The organism is Mesorhizobium sp. P2_E9, assembly GCF_056403815.1.
Window position 1 is genome coordinate 27,007 of record NZ_JBFUET010000030.1, and the last position, 15,545, is coordinate 42,551.

Consider the following 15,545-nt stretch of genomic DNA (forward strand, 5'->3'; position numbering starts at 1 on the left):
GAACGACCAGTGATCCCAGGCAAATTCAGGGAGAGAGAGATGAACATTGCGCCGGGCAAGAGTGCCGTCAGCACTATTCCGTTCGACGAGGCGAGGGTCGACCGGCTGATGGAGGAGGCCGGCATAGATGTGCTGCTCGCCACCTCCAAGCACAACACGCAATATCTGCTGGGCGGCTACAAATTCATCTTCTTCGCCGCCATGGACGCGATCGGCCACAGCCGTTACCTGCCGATCGTCGTCTACGAAAAGGGCGGGCCGGATCACGCGGCCTATATCGGCAACCGCATGGAAGGCGGCGAGCACCAGAACCATCCGTTCTGGACGCCGACGCTGCATGCCGCCTGCTGGGGCACGCTGGATGCCGCGAACCTCGCCGTCGAGCATCTGCAGAAGATCGGCAAGGCAGGCGCGCGCATCGGCATCGAGCCCGGCTTTCTGCCGTCGGACGCCTACACGCTGATCCGCAAGGCATTGCCGGACGCCAAGCTGATCGATGCGACCGCGATGCTGGAAAGCATGCGCGCCATCAAGACCGACGCGGAATTGGAGAAGCTGCGCACAGCCTCCGAACTGATCACCGATTCCATGCTGGCAACCATCGCCTGGGCGCGCGAAGGCACGACCAAGGCCGAGATGATCGAGCAGATCAGGCGCGAGGAGACCAATCGCGGCGCACATTTCGAATATTGCCTGCTGACCCTAGGCTCCAGTCACAACCGCGCCGCTTCGCCGCAGGCGTGGAAGAAGGGCGAGGTGCTGTCGATCGATTCCGGCGGCAATTATCACGGCTACATCGGCGACCTCTGCCGGATGGGCATTCTGGGCGAACCGGATGCCGAACTCGAGGATCTGCTGGCCGAGGTTGAGACAGTGCAGCAGGCGGCGTTCTCGAAGGTCAGAGCCGGCACGCTCGGCGGCGACATGATTTCGCATGCCGAGGGCGTGCTGAAGCAATCCAAGGTCGCGGCCTATACGGATTTCTTCGCCCACGGCATGGGGCTGATCACGCACGAAGCGCCATTCCTGATGACCAACCATCCGGTGACCTATGAAGGCACCTATGCGGCGAAACCGCTGGAAAAGAACATGGTGCTGTCGGTCGAGACGACGATGCTTCACCCGACGCGAGGCTTCATCAAGCTGGAGGATACGCTGGCAGTGACTGAGGGGGGCTACGTGATGTTCGGTGATCGGGGCAGGGCGTGGAACAGGGGTGGAACGGCTCAGTTGTAGTAGGCCAGGACTGCGATTTTGAGGCTCGGTATCACGACGAGTTCTGCTGCACGCTTTGTCGTGAAATATGAGCCGGGCAATTTCAGCGCTTCGGAGATCGCTTTGTCTAAGGCGCGGCGATTTTCCATACATTGCACTGAAAGTGAGAAGATGCCTTCGCTGCCAACCCATCCTTCCGGGACGGGCGTTTCCTGCCATTCGGCGTAGCTGTAATAATATGCTTTCCGATCGCCGATCGGGTAGCCTCGTCCCTGACGAGCATTCAGGAAGAATGACAGCCTCCGTTGCTCTATTGCGGAAATTGTCTCGTCCGTCAGGTCGAAAATGACTCCGCCACATGCCTTGCGGAAAAATACTATCGCATCACTTCCCCGCGTATCTGCACGAGTCGTCCGTATCTCTTCCGGCAATGCATTGGTATAGAAAACGCTCTTGTGGTGCTCCATGCAAGCCAGGCTGTCAGTGCTGACGTGATTAGCAATACCGTGATGTATCGACGCAAGAATCGTCACCTTTTGCACCGGCATTCGGCCGGCGACCAGCAATCAAGTCGCGTCGAAATTCGGTTCTTATAAGGCGCGAGGGTCGCGTTTCCTTCGTGCTATTTTCCGCTCACAGGGATCAGCCTGAAATCCGGCAGCTCCCGCAACACCAGTTCCGGTCCAGCGGGCGAGTAGACAACAAATAGCTGCATCGGCCCGTCGCCCGTATTCAGCGTCGAATGGAACCGGCTTTCCGGCACATAGATGGTGCAACCGGGACCGACCTTCGCCACCACCGGATTGCCTTGCTCGTCCTCCACCATCTGCTCGCCATGGCCCGAGATGACAAAGATGATTTCTTCGGCGCCGGGATGGTTGTGGCGTGTGTGGCCCTTGCCTGACGGCAGGTCGACGACACCGCCGGAAAAGCGGCTCGCGCCGTTCACTTCCGGCGCCACCGTCAGCGCCAGTTTTCCCCAGTCGAAGCCGAAGGCGCTGACGTCCTTCGGATAGACAAACACCTTGCTCTTGTCGGTCATTTCCTCATCCCTTCTTTTTCTTCTGATCGTGCAGCGTGACGGCCTTGAAATCGGCGGTCTGCCGGGCAATCGCAGCTTCCGCCGGCAGCCGCTCCATCGAGCTTGCGCCATAGAAGCCATGCAGGCCTTTGCAACGGTCGAGGATGTAGCGGGCGTCGTCCGGCATCGAGATCGGGCCGCCATGGCAGAGCAGGATCACATCCTTGCGCACCGAGCGCGCGGCGTTGGCGATGGCGTCGATCTCGACGACGCAGTCGTCGAGCGACTTGGCCGAGGTGGCGCCGATCGAGCCGCCTGTCGTCACGCCCATATGGGCGACGACGATGTCGGCGCCGGCCTTGGTCATGGCGCGGGCTTCGTCGGGATTGAAGACATAGGGCGTGGTCAACAGATCGAGCTTATGCGCCTCGGCGATCATGTCGACCTCGAGCCCAAAACCCATGCCGGTCTCCTCGAAGCTTTGCCGCATCTGGCCGTCGAACAGGCCGATGGTGGGAAAGTTCTGCACGCCGGAAAAGCCCATCGTCTTCAACTCGGCCAGAAACAGCGGCATGATGACGAAGGGGTCTGTGCCGTTGACGCCGGCCAGCACGGGCGTGTGTCTGACCACCGGCAGCACCTCATAGGCCATTTCCTTGACGATCTCGTTGGCATTGCCATAGGCAAGCAGGCCGGCGGCCGAGCCGCGGCCGGCCATGCGGTAGCGGCCGGAATTGTAGATGATGATCAGGTCGATGCCGCCGGCCTCCTCGGCCTTGGCCGACAGGCCGGTGCCGGCGCCGCCGCCGACGATCGGCACGCCCTTGTCGATCATTCCCCGGAATTTCTTCAGTATGTCCTTGCGCGGTATGGCGGGCATGTTTTGGGACCTCAGTGTCTGGCGATGTCGAGGAAGGCGGCGGTTGCCGTCTTGGCGAATTCGGGGTCGTTGATGTGCAGCGGCAGGCGAGTAACGCGGCGGGTGGCATTCGGCTTGATGGTGCGTTCGATGGCTTCGAACAGGACGGCGTCGGCTTCCGGATCGAAGAAGGCGCCGCCTTCGATGTCGAGTGCGGAGACGCCCTTTTCGGGGATGAGGAAATGCACCGGCCCCTCGCAGAGGGCGAGCCTGGTGCCGATCCATTCGCCGATCGCGCGGCATTCCTGCGCCGTCGTGCGCATTAGCGTGACGTTGGGATTGTGCTCGTAGAACAGCCTTCCTCGATACCCTTCCGGTATGGTCGACGGCGCCCAGAAATTCACCATGTCGAGTGCGCCGACCGAGCCGACATAGGGCAGCTTGCTGCGGGCAATCGCGCCGAAGCGATCCTCCGTTGCCGGCAGCACGCCGCCGAACAGGAGGTCGCAGACCTCGGTCGTGGTGATATCGATGACGCCGGACAGCAGGCCGCTATCGGCCAGTTTTTCCATGCTGCGGCCGCCAGTGCCGGTGGCGTGGAAGACCATGCAGTCATAACTCGAACGCAACTGGTCGGCGATGGCCGTCACGCAAGGCGTGGTGACGCCGAACATGGTCAACCCGATCGACAGCTTGCCATCGGGCGGCGGCGCCGGTCTTGCCGCCATGCCCGCTATTGCCTGGGCGGCATTGTGCAGGACAATGCGGGAAAGACGGTTCAGACCGGCCATGTCGGTCACCGACGGCATCATGATGATGTCGGAGACGTCGACATAAGGCGCGGTGTCGCCGGAAGCGAGCGTCGAGACCATGATTTTCGGCAGCCCAAGCGGCAGCGCGCGCATGCCCGATGTGATGATCGATGTGCCGCCGCCGCCGCCAATACCGATCACGCCGGATATGTCGTCGCGCGACTGGATGAAGCTGGTGAAGGCCGCGCCCATGCCAGCCACCGCCGTGCCGCGGTCATCTATGTCGAGCACGCCGCCGGCTCCACCTGGATGATGTGCCGCGACCTCGCGGGCCGGAATATCGACCGGCACGGTGGTGCCGCGCGTTCCGATGTCGACGCGGGCAATCGAATTGCCGGTGGCGGCAATCGCATCGGCCAGGAAGGCAAGTTCCTCGCCCTTGGTGTCGGCCGTGCCCACCACGTAGATGCGCTTCATCGCGTTTCTCCCGTCATCGGCTGACCGGCGCTGGACCGCCTGCCGCTCTTTTGCTTGGTCCTTCGGCAAGCGAAGGCCATTGCATTTTTTTGAGACGCGCGTATCGTATTGACATGGTTGTCTCACGTCAACAAGCCGCAGTGAACGACGACGCCAAAGAGGCTGCCGAACGCGGTCCCCGTGCCCGCACGAGGCGGCTGATGCTGAAGACGGCAACAAGGCTGATGCAGGCGGGCGTCACGCCCTCGGTCAGCGAAGTTGCGGAGGCGGCGGAAGTGTCGCGCGCCACCGCCTATCGCTATTTCCCAAGCCAAGCAGCTCTGGTGCAGGCGGTGGTCGATGAGGGGCTAGGCCCGATACTCGAGTGGCGATCCGATTCGTCCGATGCGGAACGCCGCGTGGCGGAGTTGATAGACAGCGCGATGCCGCGCATCGAGGCCTTCGAGGCAACGTTCAAGGCGGCGCTGAAGCTGTCGCTCGACCAGTGGGCACGCCAGCAGGCAGGCACGCTGGGTGGCGAGCCGGCCTTTACCCGCGGCCATCGCATGGACTTGCTGGAGGATGCGCTTGCGCCACTGAGGGGCGAGCTGCCGCCGCGCGAATTCGAGCGCCTGGCGCAGGCGCTGTCGCTGATTTTCGGCGTCGAACTGCTGATTGTGCTGAAGGACATCTGGGGCCTGGACAGCGGCAAGACCCTGGCCGTCGCCCAGTGGGCGGCCTCAGCGCTGGTGCGGCAGGCGCGACTCCGGACGCCATCCTGACCAGGGGTGGTGGCGGCGTGAATTGGGCATGGAGGAGGGCTGGACGAAGGCGGATGCAGGATATGAGACTTCTCCCGATGCTGACCGATTGGGGGGTCGTCGAGGGCAATCCGGGGCGGTCGCTGCGGTAGCTCGGAGCGAATCTGGTTCGACCAGATTTGAAGGTCGGCGATTTCAGTAATTTTGGGGATTGGCGTTTTGCGAACGGGATGAAGGTGGAGAACTGCCAAAAATGAAGGAAATACGAACATATAGCGGACGTTTTCAGCTTATTTTGGTGACGGCGAATTTCAAGAAAGCGCTTGACGGGCATCTTAAATTGGTAATACCAGATTAGGAAAGAAAAGGCGGATCGGGAATGACAGCCGCAGTCCATTTCGGCAGGGCGAGGAGGATCATACGGATCGCGCGTGTTCCGTCCGCACGAGGTGGCGCATCGTGACGCAGACGTCGCCTCGCGCCAGTGCCGGCAAGGGGATTGCGCTGCGCCTCGATGGGCTCAGCAAGGCCTATGGATCCGTGCGCGCCATCAACGACCTGAGCTTCGCCGTCGACGAAGGCCGCTTCTTCGTACTCTTCGGGCCGAGCTCGGTTGGCAAGACGACGACGCTGCGCACTATCGCCGGCCTCGTCCAGGCCGACTCCGGCACGCTTGAGATCGGCGGCCGCGACATGACCCATGCGCCCATCGCCGGCCGCGGCATCTCGATGGTCTTCCAGTCTTTCGCGCTTTACCCCCACCTCACGGTCTATGACAATCTCGCCTATCCGCTGCGCGAGGAGAAAGCCGCGAGCGCCGAGATCGACAAGCGGGTGAAAGAGACCGCCGAGATCCTGAAGCTGACACACCGCCTGAAGGCCAAGCCGGCAACCCTGTCCGGCGGGGAGCAGCAGCGCGTCGCGCTCGGCCGCTCCCTGATCCGCCGGCCAAAGATTCTTCTCCTCGATGAGCCGCTCACCAATCTCGACGCCAAGCTTCGGCACGAGACGCGCGCCGAGCTGAAGCGGCTGCACCGCCAGTTCGGCATGACCGTGATCTATGCCACGCCCGACGAGCTCGAGGCTCTCTCGATGGGCGAGACGATCGCCGTCATGCGCGATGGCGGCATCGTCCAGATCGGCACGCCGGACGAGCTTTACGAGCAGCCGATCCATACCTATGTCGCCAGCAAGATCGGCTCGCCGCACATGAATCTGTTCACGGCCTCGGTGCGCGCCGACACCAGGTCTTTCGACACGCCGCTCGGGACTCTGGTTCCGGCGACGGCGCCAGAGACTGCCGATGCCGGCGAGGCCGCGCTGATCGGCATTCGCCCGAGCGACATTCGGCTCGCCGCCAAGGGCGAAGCCGGGGTTGCCTCGAAGGTGCGTCTGGTCGAACCGCTCGGCGACATCACGATCGTCTCGGTCGAGGCCGGCGGCCAGATGTTGCGCATGGTGCTGCCGGAAGCGATCGCCGCCAGCATCAGGACCGGCGATTCGGCATCGATCGCCATCGATAACAGGAAAATCCACGTCTTCCGCGCCGCGAGCGGCCAGGCAATGACCTGACGCGACCGGCGAGAAGCAATACGGTTAACCAAGGGAGGAAACGCGAATGACGGCGATGACCAAAGTGAAAGGCCTAGCGACAGCCGCAAGCTTCGCTGCCACGCTACTGGTGGGAGGCGTGACCTATGCCTCTGCCGAAGAAGTGACGTTGACGATGGCGGTGCCGGATTGGCCCCCGACCCGCATTATGAAGAAGTTCTTCGACGAGCAGTACAAGCCCAAGTCTGGCAATACCGTGAAGCTCGATGTCGACTTCATTCCGTGGCCGGATTTCTACACCCGCGTCAACGCCTCGTTGACCTCGGGCGAAAAGAAGTACAACTTCATCGTGTCGGACTCGCAGTGGCTGGGCGCCTTCGTCGAAGGCGGCTACTTCCGCAAGATCAACGATCTCATCGATGCCGACCCGGAACTCAAGGCGACGATGGAGTCGATGCATCCCGCCGTGCTCAACGCCTATTCGACCTATCCCAACAGCACGCCGAACTACTACGGCTTCCCGCAGTTCCCGGACGTGCTGGTCACCTACGGCCGCAAGGACGTGCTCTGCAACGCCGACGAGCAGGCCGCTTACAAGGCGAAGTACAATGAGAAGCTGCCCTGCACCGGCGAAGAAATCGACGCCATGGACTGGAACACGTTCGAGCATGTTGGCGAATTCTTCCAGCGCAAGAAGGGCGACAAGCTCGCCGGCCAGGTGCTGGATGACGATTTCTACGGCATCGCCTATCAGGCAGGCAAAGGCTACGACTTCTCGACGAGCTCGGTCCACACGTTCGTCTGGGAGCATGGCGGCGGCATCTGGGATGAAACCAAGGCCCCGACCGGACATGCCGAAGGCGTCGTAAACTCCCCGAAGTCCATCGAGGGCATGGAGCATTTCCTCAAATTGCTGAAGTACATGCCGCCGGTGGTCAAGACCGGCACCATGGACATCTTCGTCTCGGACCAGTTGTTCCGTGAAGGCAAGGTGGCCATGAACATCGACTGGATCGGTCTCGCCGAAGCCTCGCTCGATCCCAAGACGTCGAAGGTTTCCGACAAGCTGGTGTTCGGATTGGCGCCAGGCCTCCGCGGCGCCGACGGCAAGGTGAATCGTACGTCACAGATCGGCGGACAGCCTTTCGTTCTCACCACCTGGACGACGCCTGAGCAAATCAAGGAAGCGGTGGGCTTCGTGAAGTGGTGGCTCTCGCCTGATATCCAGCACCAGTTCGCCGCCGCCGGCGGCCAGTCCGCGATCAAGTCGGTCTACAGCGATCCGAAGTATGCGACCTATCGTCCGTGGGACCGCGCCTGGGCGAATTCGCTCGACTGGCAGAAGGACATGTGGCACGTGCCGCAGTTCTTCGAACTGCTCACCCAGCAGCAGGACCAGTACGACCTAGCCATCACTGGCAAGCAGGACGCCAAGACCACCCTGGATAACATCGCCAAGTTCCAGGAGGACCTCCTGAAGAACGATGGCCTTATCCAGTAACCTTCCGACATAGCTGCGGGGAGCGGGCAAAAGCCGCTCCCCGTCATTGCCACGTCAGGCGCTCCATATTTCGGACTCCCATGACCGCTGTTTCAAGCACGCTGCAGACACCACGCCTTACCGCGGTTGCTGCCCACAACTGGAAACTCGCCATCGCTGTCGCTGTCGTCGTGTCGGCCATATCGATGGCGGGCTTGCCGGCGGCTGTCTCCTTCTGGGTGGTGGGTGCCATGGCGGCGTTGGTCGCGGCCGCATTTACCGTCAACGCGTATCGCCGCCACTACTTCGGCGCCTTGCTGGTCGCTCCGGCAATCGCCGTTCTGTTTGTGATGAATATCTTCCCCCTGCTGTGGTCGCTGGGCCTTTCGTTCTTCGCCTACCAGGCAAACCAGCAGACGATCCGCTTCGTCGGACTCGGGAACTACGTCCGGATCCTTACCAACGATCTCGCTGCTCACGCGACTTGGGGCGCGCTGATCAATACCGCCATGTTCGTCGTGTTCACCGTCTCCGCGCAGATGATCGTCGGCTTTCTGCTGGCCATCCTGTTCGCCAAGCAATTTCCGCTGCGCAAGTATTTGTTGATCCTGGTGCTGACACCGATGATGCTTTCGGTTGTTGCCTCTGGCGTGTTCTTCACCTACTACTATGATCCGACATTCGGGATTCTCAGCTACGTCATCAATTCCATCTCCGGCAACCAGTTCATCCTGATGAGCAACAAAGTCGGTGCCGTAGCAGGAATCGTTTTCGCCGACGCATGGATGTGGTCGCCCTTCGTCATGCTCCTTGTGCTGGCGGGCCTCGTCTCGGTGCCGAAATACCTTTACGAGGCCGCTGCCATCGACCGTATTTCGCGCTGGCGGCAATTCTGGATGATCACCTTCCCCTACATCCGCGGCCTTCTGATGTTGGCCCTTCTCTTCCGCACCATCGAGGCATTCAAGCTGGCGGATCTCGTCATCCTCCTCACCAAGGGCGGCAACGACACACTGACGATCTCCTATCACTTGATCCGCATCGCCAACGAGCAGAACAAAACGAGTGAGGGCGCGGCGATCTCCTATCTGATGCTGTTCATGGTGATCGTTCTCACCAACCTCTACCTGTACCTCGCAAACCGCCGTACGAAGGGAGCCTAACCCGTGGCCGAATCGATATTGGGAAAGCTCGGCTTCCGTAGGGCCAGCGGAGTAGACGAGGCCGGCTGGGGGCGGACGCTCGCCGTGGCCGTGGTCGCCTTTATCTATTTTCTACCGGTGCTGTTCATCATATTCACCGCCTTCAAACCGCAGGGCGACGCGCTCTTGGTGCCTCCGACGCTGTCGCCCACGTCGCTGTTCGGCTTGATTCCGGACCATTTTGTGTTCAAGCCCACGCTCGAAAATTTTGGGTCCGTCTTTTCCCGCTCGATGACGCCGGACGGTGCCCCGGAAGCGACAGGATTCGACCGTTATTTCTTCAACTCGATCTTCATCGCCTCGGCGTCGGTGCTGCTGGCGCTGGTCATCGGCACCCTGGCGGCCTTCGGCTTCTCGCGCTATCCGCTGAAAGGCAATGACACCTACCTGTTCATCATCCTGACCACGCGTATGCTGCCGGCGATTGTGGTGATCATTCCGGTGATCCTGATGTTCCGCGTAGTGGGCCTATCGGGCTCGTATCTCGGCATCATCATGCTCTACACTGCTTTCAACCTGGCCTTCACCATCTGGATGATGAAGAGCTTCTTCGATGAATTGTCGCCAGACGTCGAGGATGCCGCCCGCATCGACGGATCGTCCGGAATGCGGGTGTTCTTCAAGATTTGCCTGCCCCAGGTCATTGCCGGGCTCGCCGCCACGTTCGTGTTCGGCCTGATCCTCACCTGGAACGAGTTCCTCTTCGCCCTGTTGCTCTCGGGGCCCGACACCAGGACGGTCCCGGTCGCCATGAACCAAGCCGTGTCGTCGGGTGGACGCGGCACCGACTGGACTTTGCTTGCCGCCATCGAAACCCTGTTCCTCGTCCCAGTCTTCCTGGTCACCTTCTTCTTGCAAAACCATCTATTGCGCGGCGTTACCTTCGGCACAGTGAAGCGCTGAGATGTCAACCATCGAACTCCGCAAAGTCACCAAGCGCTTCGGCTCCTTCACCGCGGTCAAGGACGTTGACCTGTCGGTGGCCGCCGGTGAGGTCGTCTGCCTTCTCGGCCCGTCCGGCTGTGGCAAGACGACGACCTTGCGCGTCATCGCCGGGCTGGAACGCGTCACTGACGGCGAGGTCGTCATCGCCGGCAAGGTGATGAACAACCTGCCGCCCGAAAAGCGCGACATCGCCATGGTGTTCCAGTTCTACGCGCTCTACCCGTCGGCATCGGTCGGCGAGAACATCGCCTTCCCGCTCTATCATGACGGCATTTCCGGGGCTGAGCGGACTGCCCGCGTCAACCGCGTCGCTGCGATCCTCCACTTGGAGCATGTTCTCGACCGGCTGCCGAACCAGATATCCGAGGGCGAAAAGCAGCGCGCCGCCATGGCCCGCGCCATCGTCCGCGACCCCAATTGCTTCCTCTTCGACGAGCCCTTGTCGCGTCTCGATGTCGAACTGCGCCAGACCATGCGTGGCCAGATCAAGGAAGTGCTGCAGGGCCTCTCCAAAGCGACCGTGATCGTGACCCATGACCAGCTCGAAGCGCTCACCATGGCCAACCGCATCGCCATCATGAAGGACGGCCTGATCGAGCAAGTCGGCTCACCGCACGAGGTATTTGCCAAGCCCGCCAATGCTTTCGTGGCGAGCTTCATCGGCACGCCGCAGATGAATCTTCTCGAGGCCGACCTCAAGACCTTCGCCGATGGCACGGCGGACATGACCGTGGCCGGCACTAGTCTGGCGATCCGCACGGACGCGGCGGTCGCGCGCCTGCAGCCCGGCAAGGTGACGATCGGTGTCCGCCCCCGCGCCTTCACCGCGACCGATACGGGGGACCGTGGCACCATCGCCGCCCGGGCCGAGCTCATCGAGCCCATGGGCGCCGAAACCCTTATTCATGCCCGCACGGCGGCAGGCGCCGACATCCGCGTCGTGGTGACGAGAAGCCAGCGAGTCAAGGTCGGCGAGGCGCTGAATCTACGCCCCGATCCCAGGCAAACCCATGTCTTCGATGGCGCCGGAAAGGCGGTGCGGTCATGAGCGACAGTTCTTCCGGCATGAGCCGCGCCGGCGCGTTCTGCCTCGAGGTCTTCATCATTGGCCTCGGCGTCATGGCGCTGGTGCTGATCTTCCAACCCTTTTCCATCGGCCTGTACGCGGTCGGCAGCGGTCTCGTGGTGCTTGCCGGACTCATCAACAACCTGCTGCCGTTGGCCCAGCCGGGCGTCAAGGTGCGCAGTGTGGTGACCGTAGCGCTGGTCGTGGCGCTGGTCTTCTGCATTGTGCTGCTGGTTTCGATCACGGCGGCGCATCTCTACGGCGTCTTCTTCCTCAATCCACCGGACCCCAACACTCTCGCCGGCAAGGCGCAGCTCGCCACGCCGCCTTTCTACAAGCAGGCTTTCGTATGGGAAATCGCCGCCGCGGCGGTGGTTCTCGCGCTGGTCGTCACCGCTCTCAACAAGACAGCGCGATGATCAGCAGCTGACGCTATCCGGCAGGTCGCGCTCGCGCCGGTCCGCGACGGTCGGTGTGCGTCGCCCTCTCAACTCTCACGCCGTCATCCTCCGGCTTGACCGGAGGACCCGACGCCGAGATCAAGGATCGTGTCGACCGCGCCGCCAAAACGCTGCGGATCGAACATCTGCTCGATCGCAAGACCGATCGTCTGTCCGGCGGCGAGATGCAGCGCGTTTCGATCGGCCGCGCTATCGTGCGCAAGCCGCGCGTGTTCCTGATGGACGAGCCGCTGTCGGCGCTCGACGCCAAACTGCGGGAGGCGCTGCGCACGGAACTCAAGAACCTGCAGATACAGCTCGGCGCCACCTTCCTGTTCGTCACCCACGATCAGATCGAGGCGATGTCGATGGGTGACAAGGTCGGTGTCTTGAACCATGGCCGCATTGTCCAGACCGGCACGCCGCACGAAATCTACAACAACCCGCGCGACACCTATGTGGCGAGCTTCGTCGGCTCGCCGCCGATGAACCTCATCGACGGCAAACTGGTGAATGGCCGCGCGGTGATGGCACCGCTGAATTTCGAACTGCCGCTTTCTGGGGGAGCCAAGGCGAGTGCGGCGACCGACGGTCGCCCGCTCGTCTTCGGCATCCGTCCGGAGGATGTCTATCTGGAAAGCGGCGCGCCGGTCGAAGCGCGTGTCCATGATGTCGAGAACCATGGCGTCGAAAAGATTCTGACGCTGCGGGTCGGCGATACGACACTGCGTGCCACGGTGCCGGCCAGGACCGATGTCGCCATCGAGCAGCCGGTGCGCTTTGCCTGGAACCCGGACAAGGTGGTGCTGTTCGACAAGGGCAGTGGCGTCAGCCTGCGCCACGCCGGATAGAGCACTCGATCACTTTGCCATGTAGGTCTCGTAAGGCGCGTCGTTGATCAGCAGGATCACGCACTCCGTGTCGGACAGGCAGGCGTCGTCATGCATTTCGTTGGCCTTCTGGGTCCAGTAGGATCCCGGAGGCAGTTCGACCTTGGTTGCTTCGCCGCCATTCATCTGCCAGTGCGCCCATAGACCCTGGATCACCACGGCGCGATAGTCAGCGGTGTGCGCGTGAACAGGTGCGCGCCAGTTGCCTGGAACTTTCAGCAATGTTCCCGCCGGACCCTTGGCCCTTTCTCCCCATAGTGGTCCTAGGCGCTGCGGCTGGTCCGGTGCTTCGGAAACATAGGGAATCTTGTTGGCCGGCAGGTAGCTGTCCTCAAGGGCGAAGGCGCGAGAGGGAAAGACGCACAGAGTGGCGAGCACTAGAAATGCAGAACGATTGGGCATGGCGGTTCCTCCGCCTGCCAGACTATGGCGGTACGGCCGGCGTGCAATGACATGCCGTCCAAAAGATTTGGCAATTTCTCCAGTCCAGAGAGGGACTGACGGGACGTGCCGAATCCGAATCTCAGGGGTGGGTGCCGCCGTCACCGGTGTTGCGCAGGTGGCTGGGCGCCACGCCCATCACCCGCTTGAAGGCGCGGCTGAAGGAGGCTTCCGAATCGTAACCCAGTTTCGCCGCCGCCACTGACACCCTCAAACCGTCGCGGGTAAGCCATTGCCGCGCCTGGTGCATCCGCACGCGCAGCACGTATTTGGCCGGCGTTTCGCCGACGACGGTGGCAAAGCGCTGGGCGAAGGCGGAGCGCGAAGCGCCCATCATCCTGGCCAGCGCCACGACCGTCCAGTCGCGGTCGGGCTGCAGATGAATGGCGGCGAGCACCTTGCCGACATCGGGATTGCGGACGGCGGCAATCCAGCCGGAGGCATCGCCACAGCCATTCTCCACCCAGGAGCGGATGATGGTGGCGGCGAGCACGTCGGCAAGGCGCGCCAGAATGCCGCCGGAGCCGACCCGGTCCATAGTCACTTCGCCAGCCATGGCATCGAGCAAATGCTGGATGCCCGGCGCGTTGGTCATCAACTTATGCGCCTGCATCAGACTGGGCATCATGTCGAGCAGGGGATGCGAGCCGTCGAGGTTGAAATGCATGCTGCCGCAGAACAACAACGTCTTGCAGCCATCGCAGCCGTTCGAGACGTCGTAGATGTTCTCGCATACCGGTTCGATTGAGTAGCGGCCGATCGGAACGGGCGGCACGTCCGGCGCGCTGGCCAGAATATGCTCGTCGCCGCGCGGGATCAGCAGCGCGTCGCCAACCGACAGCTCGATCCACTCCTTCGACGGCGAGAACAGCCAGCAGCTTTGCTGGCCAATGAAATGGAACCGTGCCGCTTTCTGCGCGGGAAAGGAAACGGCCCAGGGCTCGCCAAGCACGCAGCGGCCATAGTCGACGCCGTCGAGGCGCAAACCGCGCAGCATGTCGGTCAGCGGGTCACCGGATGCGGGCAAAGCAGCTTTGGACGAATTGTAGGTCATTTCGGTGTTTTTAGCATGGAAACGCCAGGGCGTCACTCCCTATGTTGCAGTGCAGCCAAATGCTGCGTCGCAACCAAGACAAGACCGGCCTCATAGCCAAGCCGTGACGGCAAGGCATGGAAACGGGTGGAAGCCCCCGCCGGCCATTGCCTATTTAGCGCCGCAAACAGATCGGAGACTGACCATGGCCGAACCCGCGACTGATGTCATCGACGCCACACTTCTGAACCCCGCAGACACCGGCGAACGAACCGAGCCGGCATGGGGTGCCGTTGTATCACTGGCGCTTGGGGTGTTCGGGCTGGTCACCACCGAATTCCTGCCCGCGAGCCTGTTGACGCCAATGGCGCGCGATCTTGGGGTGAGTGAAGGCGTGGCGGGACAAGCGGTGACGGCAACCGCGATCGTCGCCGCCATCGCCGCACCGACCATGGCGATCATCACCAGGCGCATGGACCGCAGGCTGGTGATGTGGATGCTGACGTCGTTCCTCATCCTGTCCAATCTTGTGGCCACCTTTGCCTCGTCGCTACCCATGCTTCTGCTGGCCCGCGTCGTGCTCGGCGTGGCGCTGGGCGGCTTCTGGGCGATGTCGGCGGCCATGGCGCTGCGGCTGGTGCCGATGCGGCTGATGCCGCGCGCCATGTCGATCATCCTGACGGGCGTTTCGCTTGCCACCGTCACTGCTGCCCCTGTCGGTGCCTATGTCGGCGACATCTGGGGCTGGCGTACGGCGTTCATGATTGCGACCATCGTCGGTGCCCTGGCGCTGCTGGTGCAATTGGCCACCATTCCGAAGCTGCCGCCGGTCGGTGTCGCGAGCTTCCGCACCTTGCTCGAGGTGCTGGAACGGCCGTCGATCCGGGTGGCGCTGCTGGTCGTGTTGCTGGTCGCGTCGGGACACTTTGCCGGCTTCACCTATGTCCGCCCCTTCCTCGAGAAGGTGCCGGTGCTCGACATCGAGACGATCTCGCTGGTTCTGCTCGCCTATGGCATTGGCGGCTTCTTCGGCAACATCGTCGGCGGCATCCTGGCCGAACGCAACCTCAAGGCTGCCGTGGCGCTGGCGCCGCTGCTGATTGCCCTGGCGGCCGCCTCGATGCTGATCTTCGGCGCCTCGCCGACGATCGCCGCGGCTGCCGTTGCCGCCTGGGGCTTTGCCTTCGGCGCGGTGCCGGTCGGGCTGCAGAGCTGGCTGGTACGGGCAGCTCCCGACCAGGCCGAAAGCGCCGGCGGCTTGATGGTGGCGACCTTCCAGGTGGCGATTGCGCTGGGCGCCGTCTTCGGCGACCTGCTGGTCGACCATGCAGGCGTCGCCAGCGCCTTCGCCTATTGCGGCGCGGCAACGTTGCTGGCAGCGATCGTGGTGTTCCTGCGCGGCCCGAAGCAAGCCGAATAGTCTCTTATCTCTG

Annotated in this window: 15 protein-coding genes and 1 pseudogene; 10 read left to right on the plus strand and 6 right to left on the minus strand. The window is 62.4% G+C overall.

What is annotated here, in order from left to right:
• The first annotated feature begins 39 nt into the window (after positions 1 to 39).
• Positions 40 to 1,236, plus strand: a complete 1,197-nt coding sequence (locus tag AC1D05_RS34320; protein ID WP_477447266.1) for a M24 family metallopeptidase — start codon at positions 40 to 42, stop codon at positions 1,234 to 1,236.
• Here AC1D05_RS34320 and AC1D05_RS34325 read toward each other — a convergent pair.
• The 4 genes from AC1D05_RS34325 to AC1D05_RS34340 are packed head-to-tail and all read right to left on the minus strand — an operon-like array spanning position 1,227 to position 4,324.
• The gene (locus AC1D05_RS34325; protein WP_477447268.1) at positions 1,227 to 1,781 is read right to left on the minus strand and encodes a hypothetical protein; all 555 of its coding nucleotides are present in this window, start codon (positions 1,779 to 1,781) and stop codon (positions 1,227 to 1,229) included. The two genes, AC1D05_RS34320 and AC1D05_RS34325, sit on opposite strands and share 10 nt — an antisense overlap.
• A 56-nt stretch (positions 1,782 to 1,837) precedes the next feature.
• The gene (locus AC1D05_RS34330) at positions 1,838 to 2,257 is read right to left on the minus strand and encodes a cupin domain-containing protein (protein WP_477447270.1); all 420 of its coding nucleotides are present in this window, start codon (positions 2,255 to 2,257) and stop codon (positions 1,838 to 1,840) included.
• Between the two features lie 4 nt (positions 2,258 to 2,261).
• Positions 2,262 to 3,116, minus strand: coding sequence for a phosphoenolpyruvate hydrolase family protein (locus AC1D05_RS34335; RefSeq protein WP_477447272.1), 855 nt, complete (start codon positions 3,114 to 3,116; stop codon positions 2,262 to 2,264).
• 11 nt (positions 3,117 to 3,127) lie between these two features.
• On the minus strand, positions 3,128 to 4,324 hold the full coding sequence (locus AC1D05_RS34340; protein WP_477447274.1) for a Tm-1-like ATP-binding domain-containing protein: 1,197 nt from the start codon (positions 4,322 to 4,324) through the stop codon (positions 3,128 to 3,130).
• A 113-nt stretch (positions 4,325 to 4,437) separates the two neighbouring features.
• Here AC1D05_RS34340 and AC1D05_RS34345 point away from each other — a divergent pair, with 113 nt between their 5' ends.
• From AC1D05_RS34345 to AC1D05_RS34380, 8 genes and pseudogenes are all read left to right on the plus strand, one after another.
• On the plus strand, positions 4,438 to 5,085 hold the full coding sequence (locus AC1D05_RS34345; protein WP_477447276.1) for a TetR/AcrR family transcriptional regulator: 648 nt from the start codon (positions 4,438 to 4,440) through the stop codon (positions 5,083 to 5,085).
• Positions 5,086 to 5,523: 438 nt separating this feature from the next.
• Entirely contained in the window at positions 5,524 to 6,636 is a 1,113-nt protein-coding gene (locus AC1D05_RS34350) for an ABC transporter ATP-binding protein (RefSeq protein WP_477447278.1), read from the plus strand.
• Positions 6,637 to 6,682: 46 nt separating this feature from the next.
• Entirely contained in the window at positions 6,683 to 8,116 is a 1,434-nt protein-coding gene (locus tag AC1D05_RS34355) for an ABC transporter substrate-binding protein (protein ID WP_477248650.1), read from the plus strand.
• A 185-nt stretch (positions 8,117 to 8,301) separates the two neighbouring features.
• The gene (locus tag AC1D05_RS34360; RefSeq protein WP_477447280.1) at positions 8,302 to 9,258 is read left to right on the plus strand and encodes a carbohydrate ABC transporter permease; all 957 of its coding nucleotides are present in this window, start codon (positions 8,302 to 8,304) and stop codon (positions 9,256 to 9,258) included.
• Between the two features lie 3 nt (positions 9,259 to 9,261).
• Positions 9,262 to 10,200, plus strand: a complete 939-nt coding sequence (locus tag AC1D05_RS34365; RefSeq protein ID WP_020629045.1) for a carbohydrate ABC transporter permease — start codon at positions 9,262 to 9,264, stop codon at positions 10,198 to 10,200.
• A gap of 1 nt (position 10,201) precedes the next feature.
• Positions 10,202 to 11,290, plus strand: a complete 1,089-nt coding sequence (locus AC1D05_RS34370) for an ABC transporter ATP-binding protein (RefSeq protein WP_477447282.1) — start codon at positions 10,202 to 10,204, stop codon at positions 11,288 to 11,290.
• On the plus strand, positions 11,287 to 11,727 hold the full coding sequence (locus tag AC1D05_RS34375) for a hypothetical protein (RefSeq protein ID WP_477271193.1): 441 nt from the start codon (positions 11,287 to 11,289) through the stop codon (positions 11,725 to 11,727). The genes AC1D05_RS34370 and AC1D05_RS34375 overlap by 4 nt, the downstream gene beginning before the upstream one ends.
• 80 nt (positions 11,728 to 11,807) lie before the next feature.
• A pseudogene (locus tag AC1D05_RS34380) lies at positions 11,808 to 12,599 on the plus strand (ABC transporter ATP-binding protein); the annotation flags it as partial.
• Between the two features lie 9 nt (positions 12,600 to 12,608).
• Here AC1D05_RS34380 and AC1D05_RS34385 read toward each other — a convergent pair.
• Together AC1D05_RS34385 and AC1D05_RS34390 are read right to left on the minus strand one after the other, a co-directional pair.
• Positions 12,609 to 13,040: a DUF4437 domain-containing protein gene (locus AC1D05_RS34385; protein WP_477447284.1), complete on the minus strand. Its 432-nt coding sequence runs from the start codon at positions 13,038 to 13,040 to the stop codon at positions 12,609 to 12,611.
• 121 nt (positions 13,041 to 13,161) lie between these two features.
• The gene (locus AC1D05_RS34390) at positions 13,162 to 14,133 is read right to left on the minus strand and encodes an AraC family transcriptional regulator (protein WP_477447286.1); all 972 of its coding nucleotides are present in this window, start codon (positions 14,131 to 14,133) and stop codon (positions 13,162 to 13,164) included.
• Between the two features lie 184 nt (positions 14,134 to 14,317).
• On the opposite strand from AC1D05_RS34390, the gene AC1D05_RS34395 reads away from it, so the two are divergent.
• The gene (locus tag AC1D05_RS34395; RefSeq protein ID WP_477447288.1) at positions 14,318 to 15,532 is read left to right on the plus strand and encodes an MFS transporter; all 1,215 of its coding nucleotides are present in this window, start codon (positions 14,318 to 14,320) and stop codon (positions 15,530 to 15,532) included.
• The last annotated feature ends 13 nt before the right edge of the window (positions 15,533 to 15,545 follow it).

Excerpts from the sequence above, each read along its gene's own strand:
- AC1D05_RS34320 (WP_477447266.1), top strand. The coding sequence starts at position 40 with ATGAACATTGCGCCGGGCAAGAGTGCCGTCAGCACTATTCCGTTCGAC.
- AC1D05_RS34330 (WP_477447270.1), bottom strand. The coding sequence starts at position 2,257 with ATGACCGACAAGAGCAAGGTGTTTGTCTATCCGAAGGACGTCAGCGCC.
- AC1D05_RS34335 (WP_477447272.1), bottom strand. The coding sequence starts at position 3,116 with ATGCCCGCCATACCGCGCAAGGACATACTGAAGAAATTCCGGGGAATG.
- AC1D05_RS34340 (WP_477447274.1), bottom strand. The coding sequence starts at position 4,324 with ATGAAGCGCATCTACGTGGTGGGCACGGCCGACACCAAGGGCGAGGAA.
- AC1D05_RS34345 (WP_477447276.1), top strand. The coding sequence starts at position 4,438 with ATGGTTGTCTCACGTCAACAAGCCGCAGTGAACGACGACGCCAAAGAG.
- AC1D05_RS34355 (WP_477248650.1), top strand. The coding sequence starts at position 6,683 with ATGACGGCGATGACCAAAGTGAAAGGCCTAGCGACAGCCGCAAGCTTC.
- AC1D05_RS34360 (WP_477447280.1), top strand. The coding sequence starts at position 8,302 with ATGGCGGGCTTGCCGGCGGCTGTCTCCTTCTGGGTGGTGGGTGCCATG.
- AC1D05_RS34370 (WP_477447282.1), top strand. The coding sequence starts at position 10,202 with ATGTCAACCATCGAACTCCGCAAAGTCACCAAGCGCTTCGGCTCCTTC.
- AC1D05_RS34375 (WP_477271193.1), top strand. The coding sequence starts at position 11,287 with ATGAGCGACAGTTCTTCCGGCATGAGCCGCGCCGGCGCGTTCTGCCTC.
- AC1D05_RS34385 (WP_477447284.1), bottom strand. The coding sequence starts at position 13,040 with ATGCCCAATCGTTCTGCATTTCTAGTGCTCGCCACTCTGTGCGTCTTT.
- AC1D05_RS34390 (WP_477447286.1), bottom strand. The coding sequence starts at position 14,133 with ATGACCTACAATTCGTCCAAAGCTGCTTTGCCCGCATCCGGTGACCCG.
- AC1D05_RS34395 (WP_477447288.1), top strand. The coding sequence starts at position 14,318 with ATGGCCGAACCCGCGACTGATGTCATCGACGCCACACTTCTGAACCCC.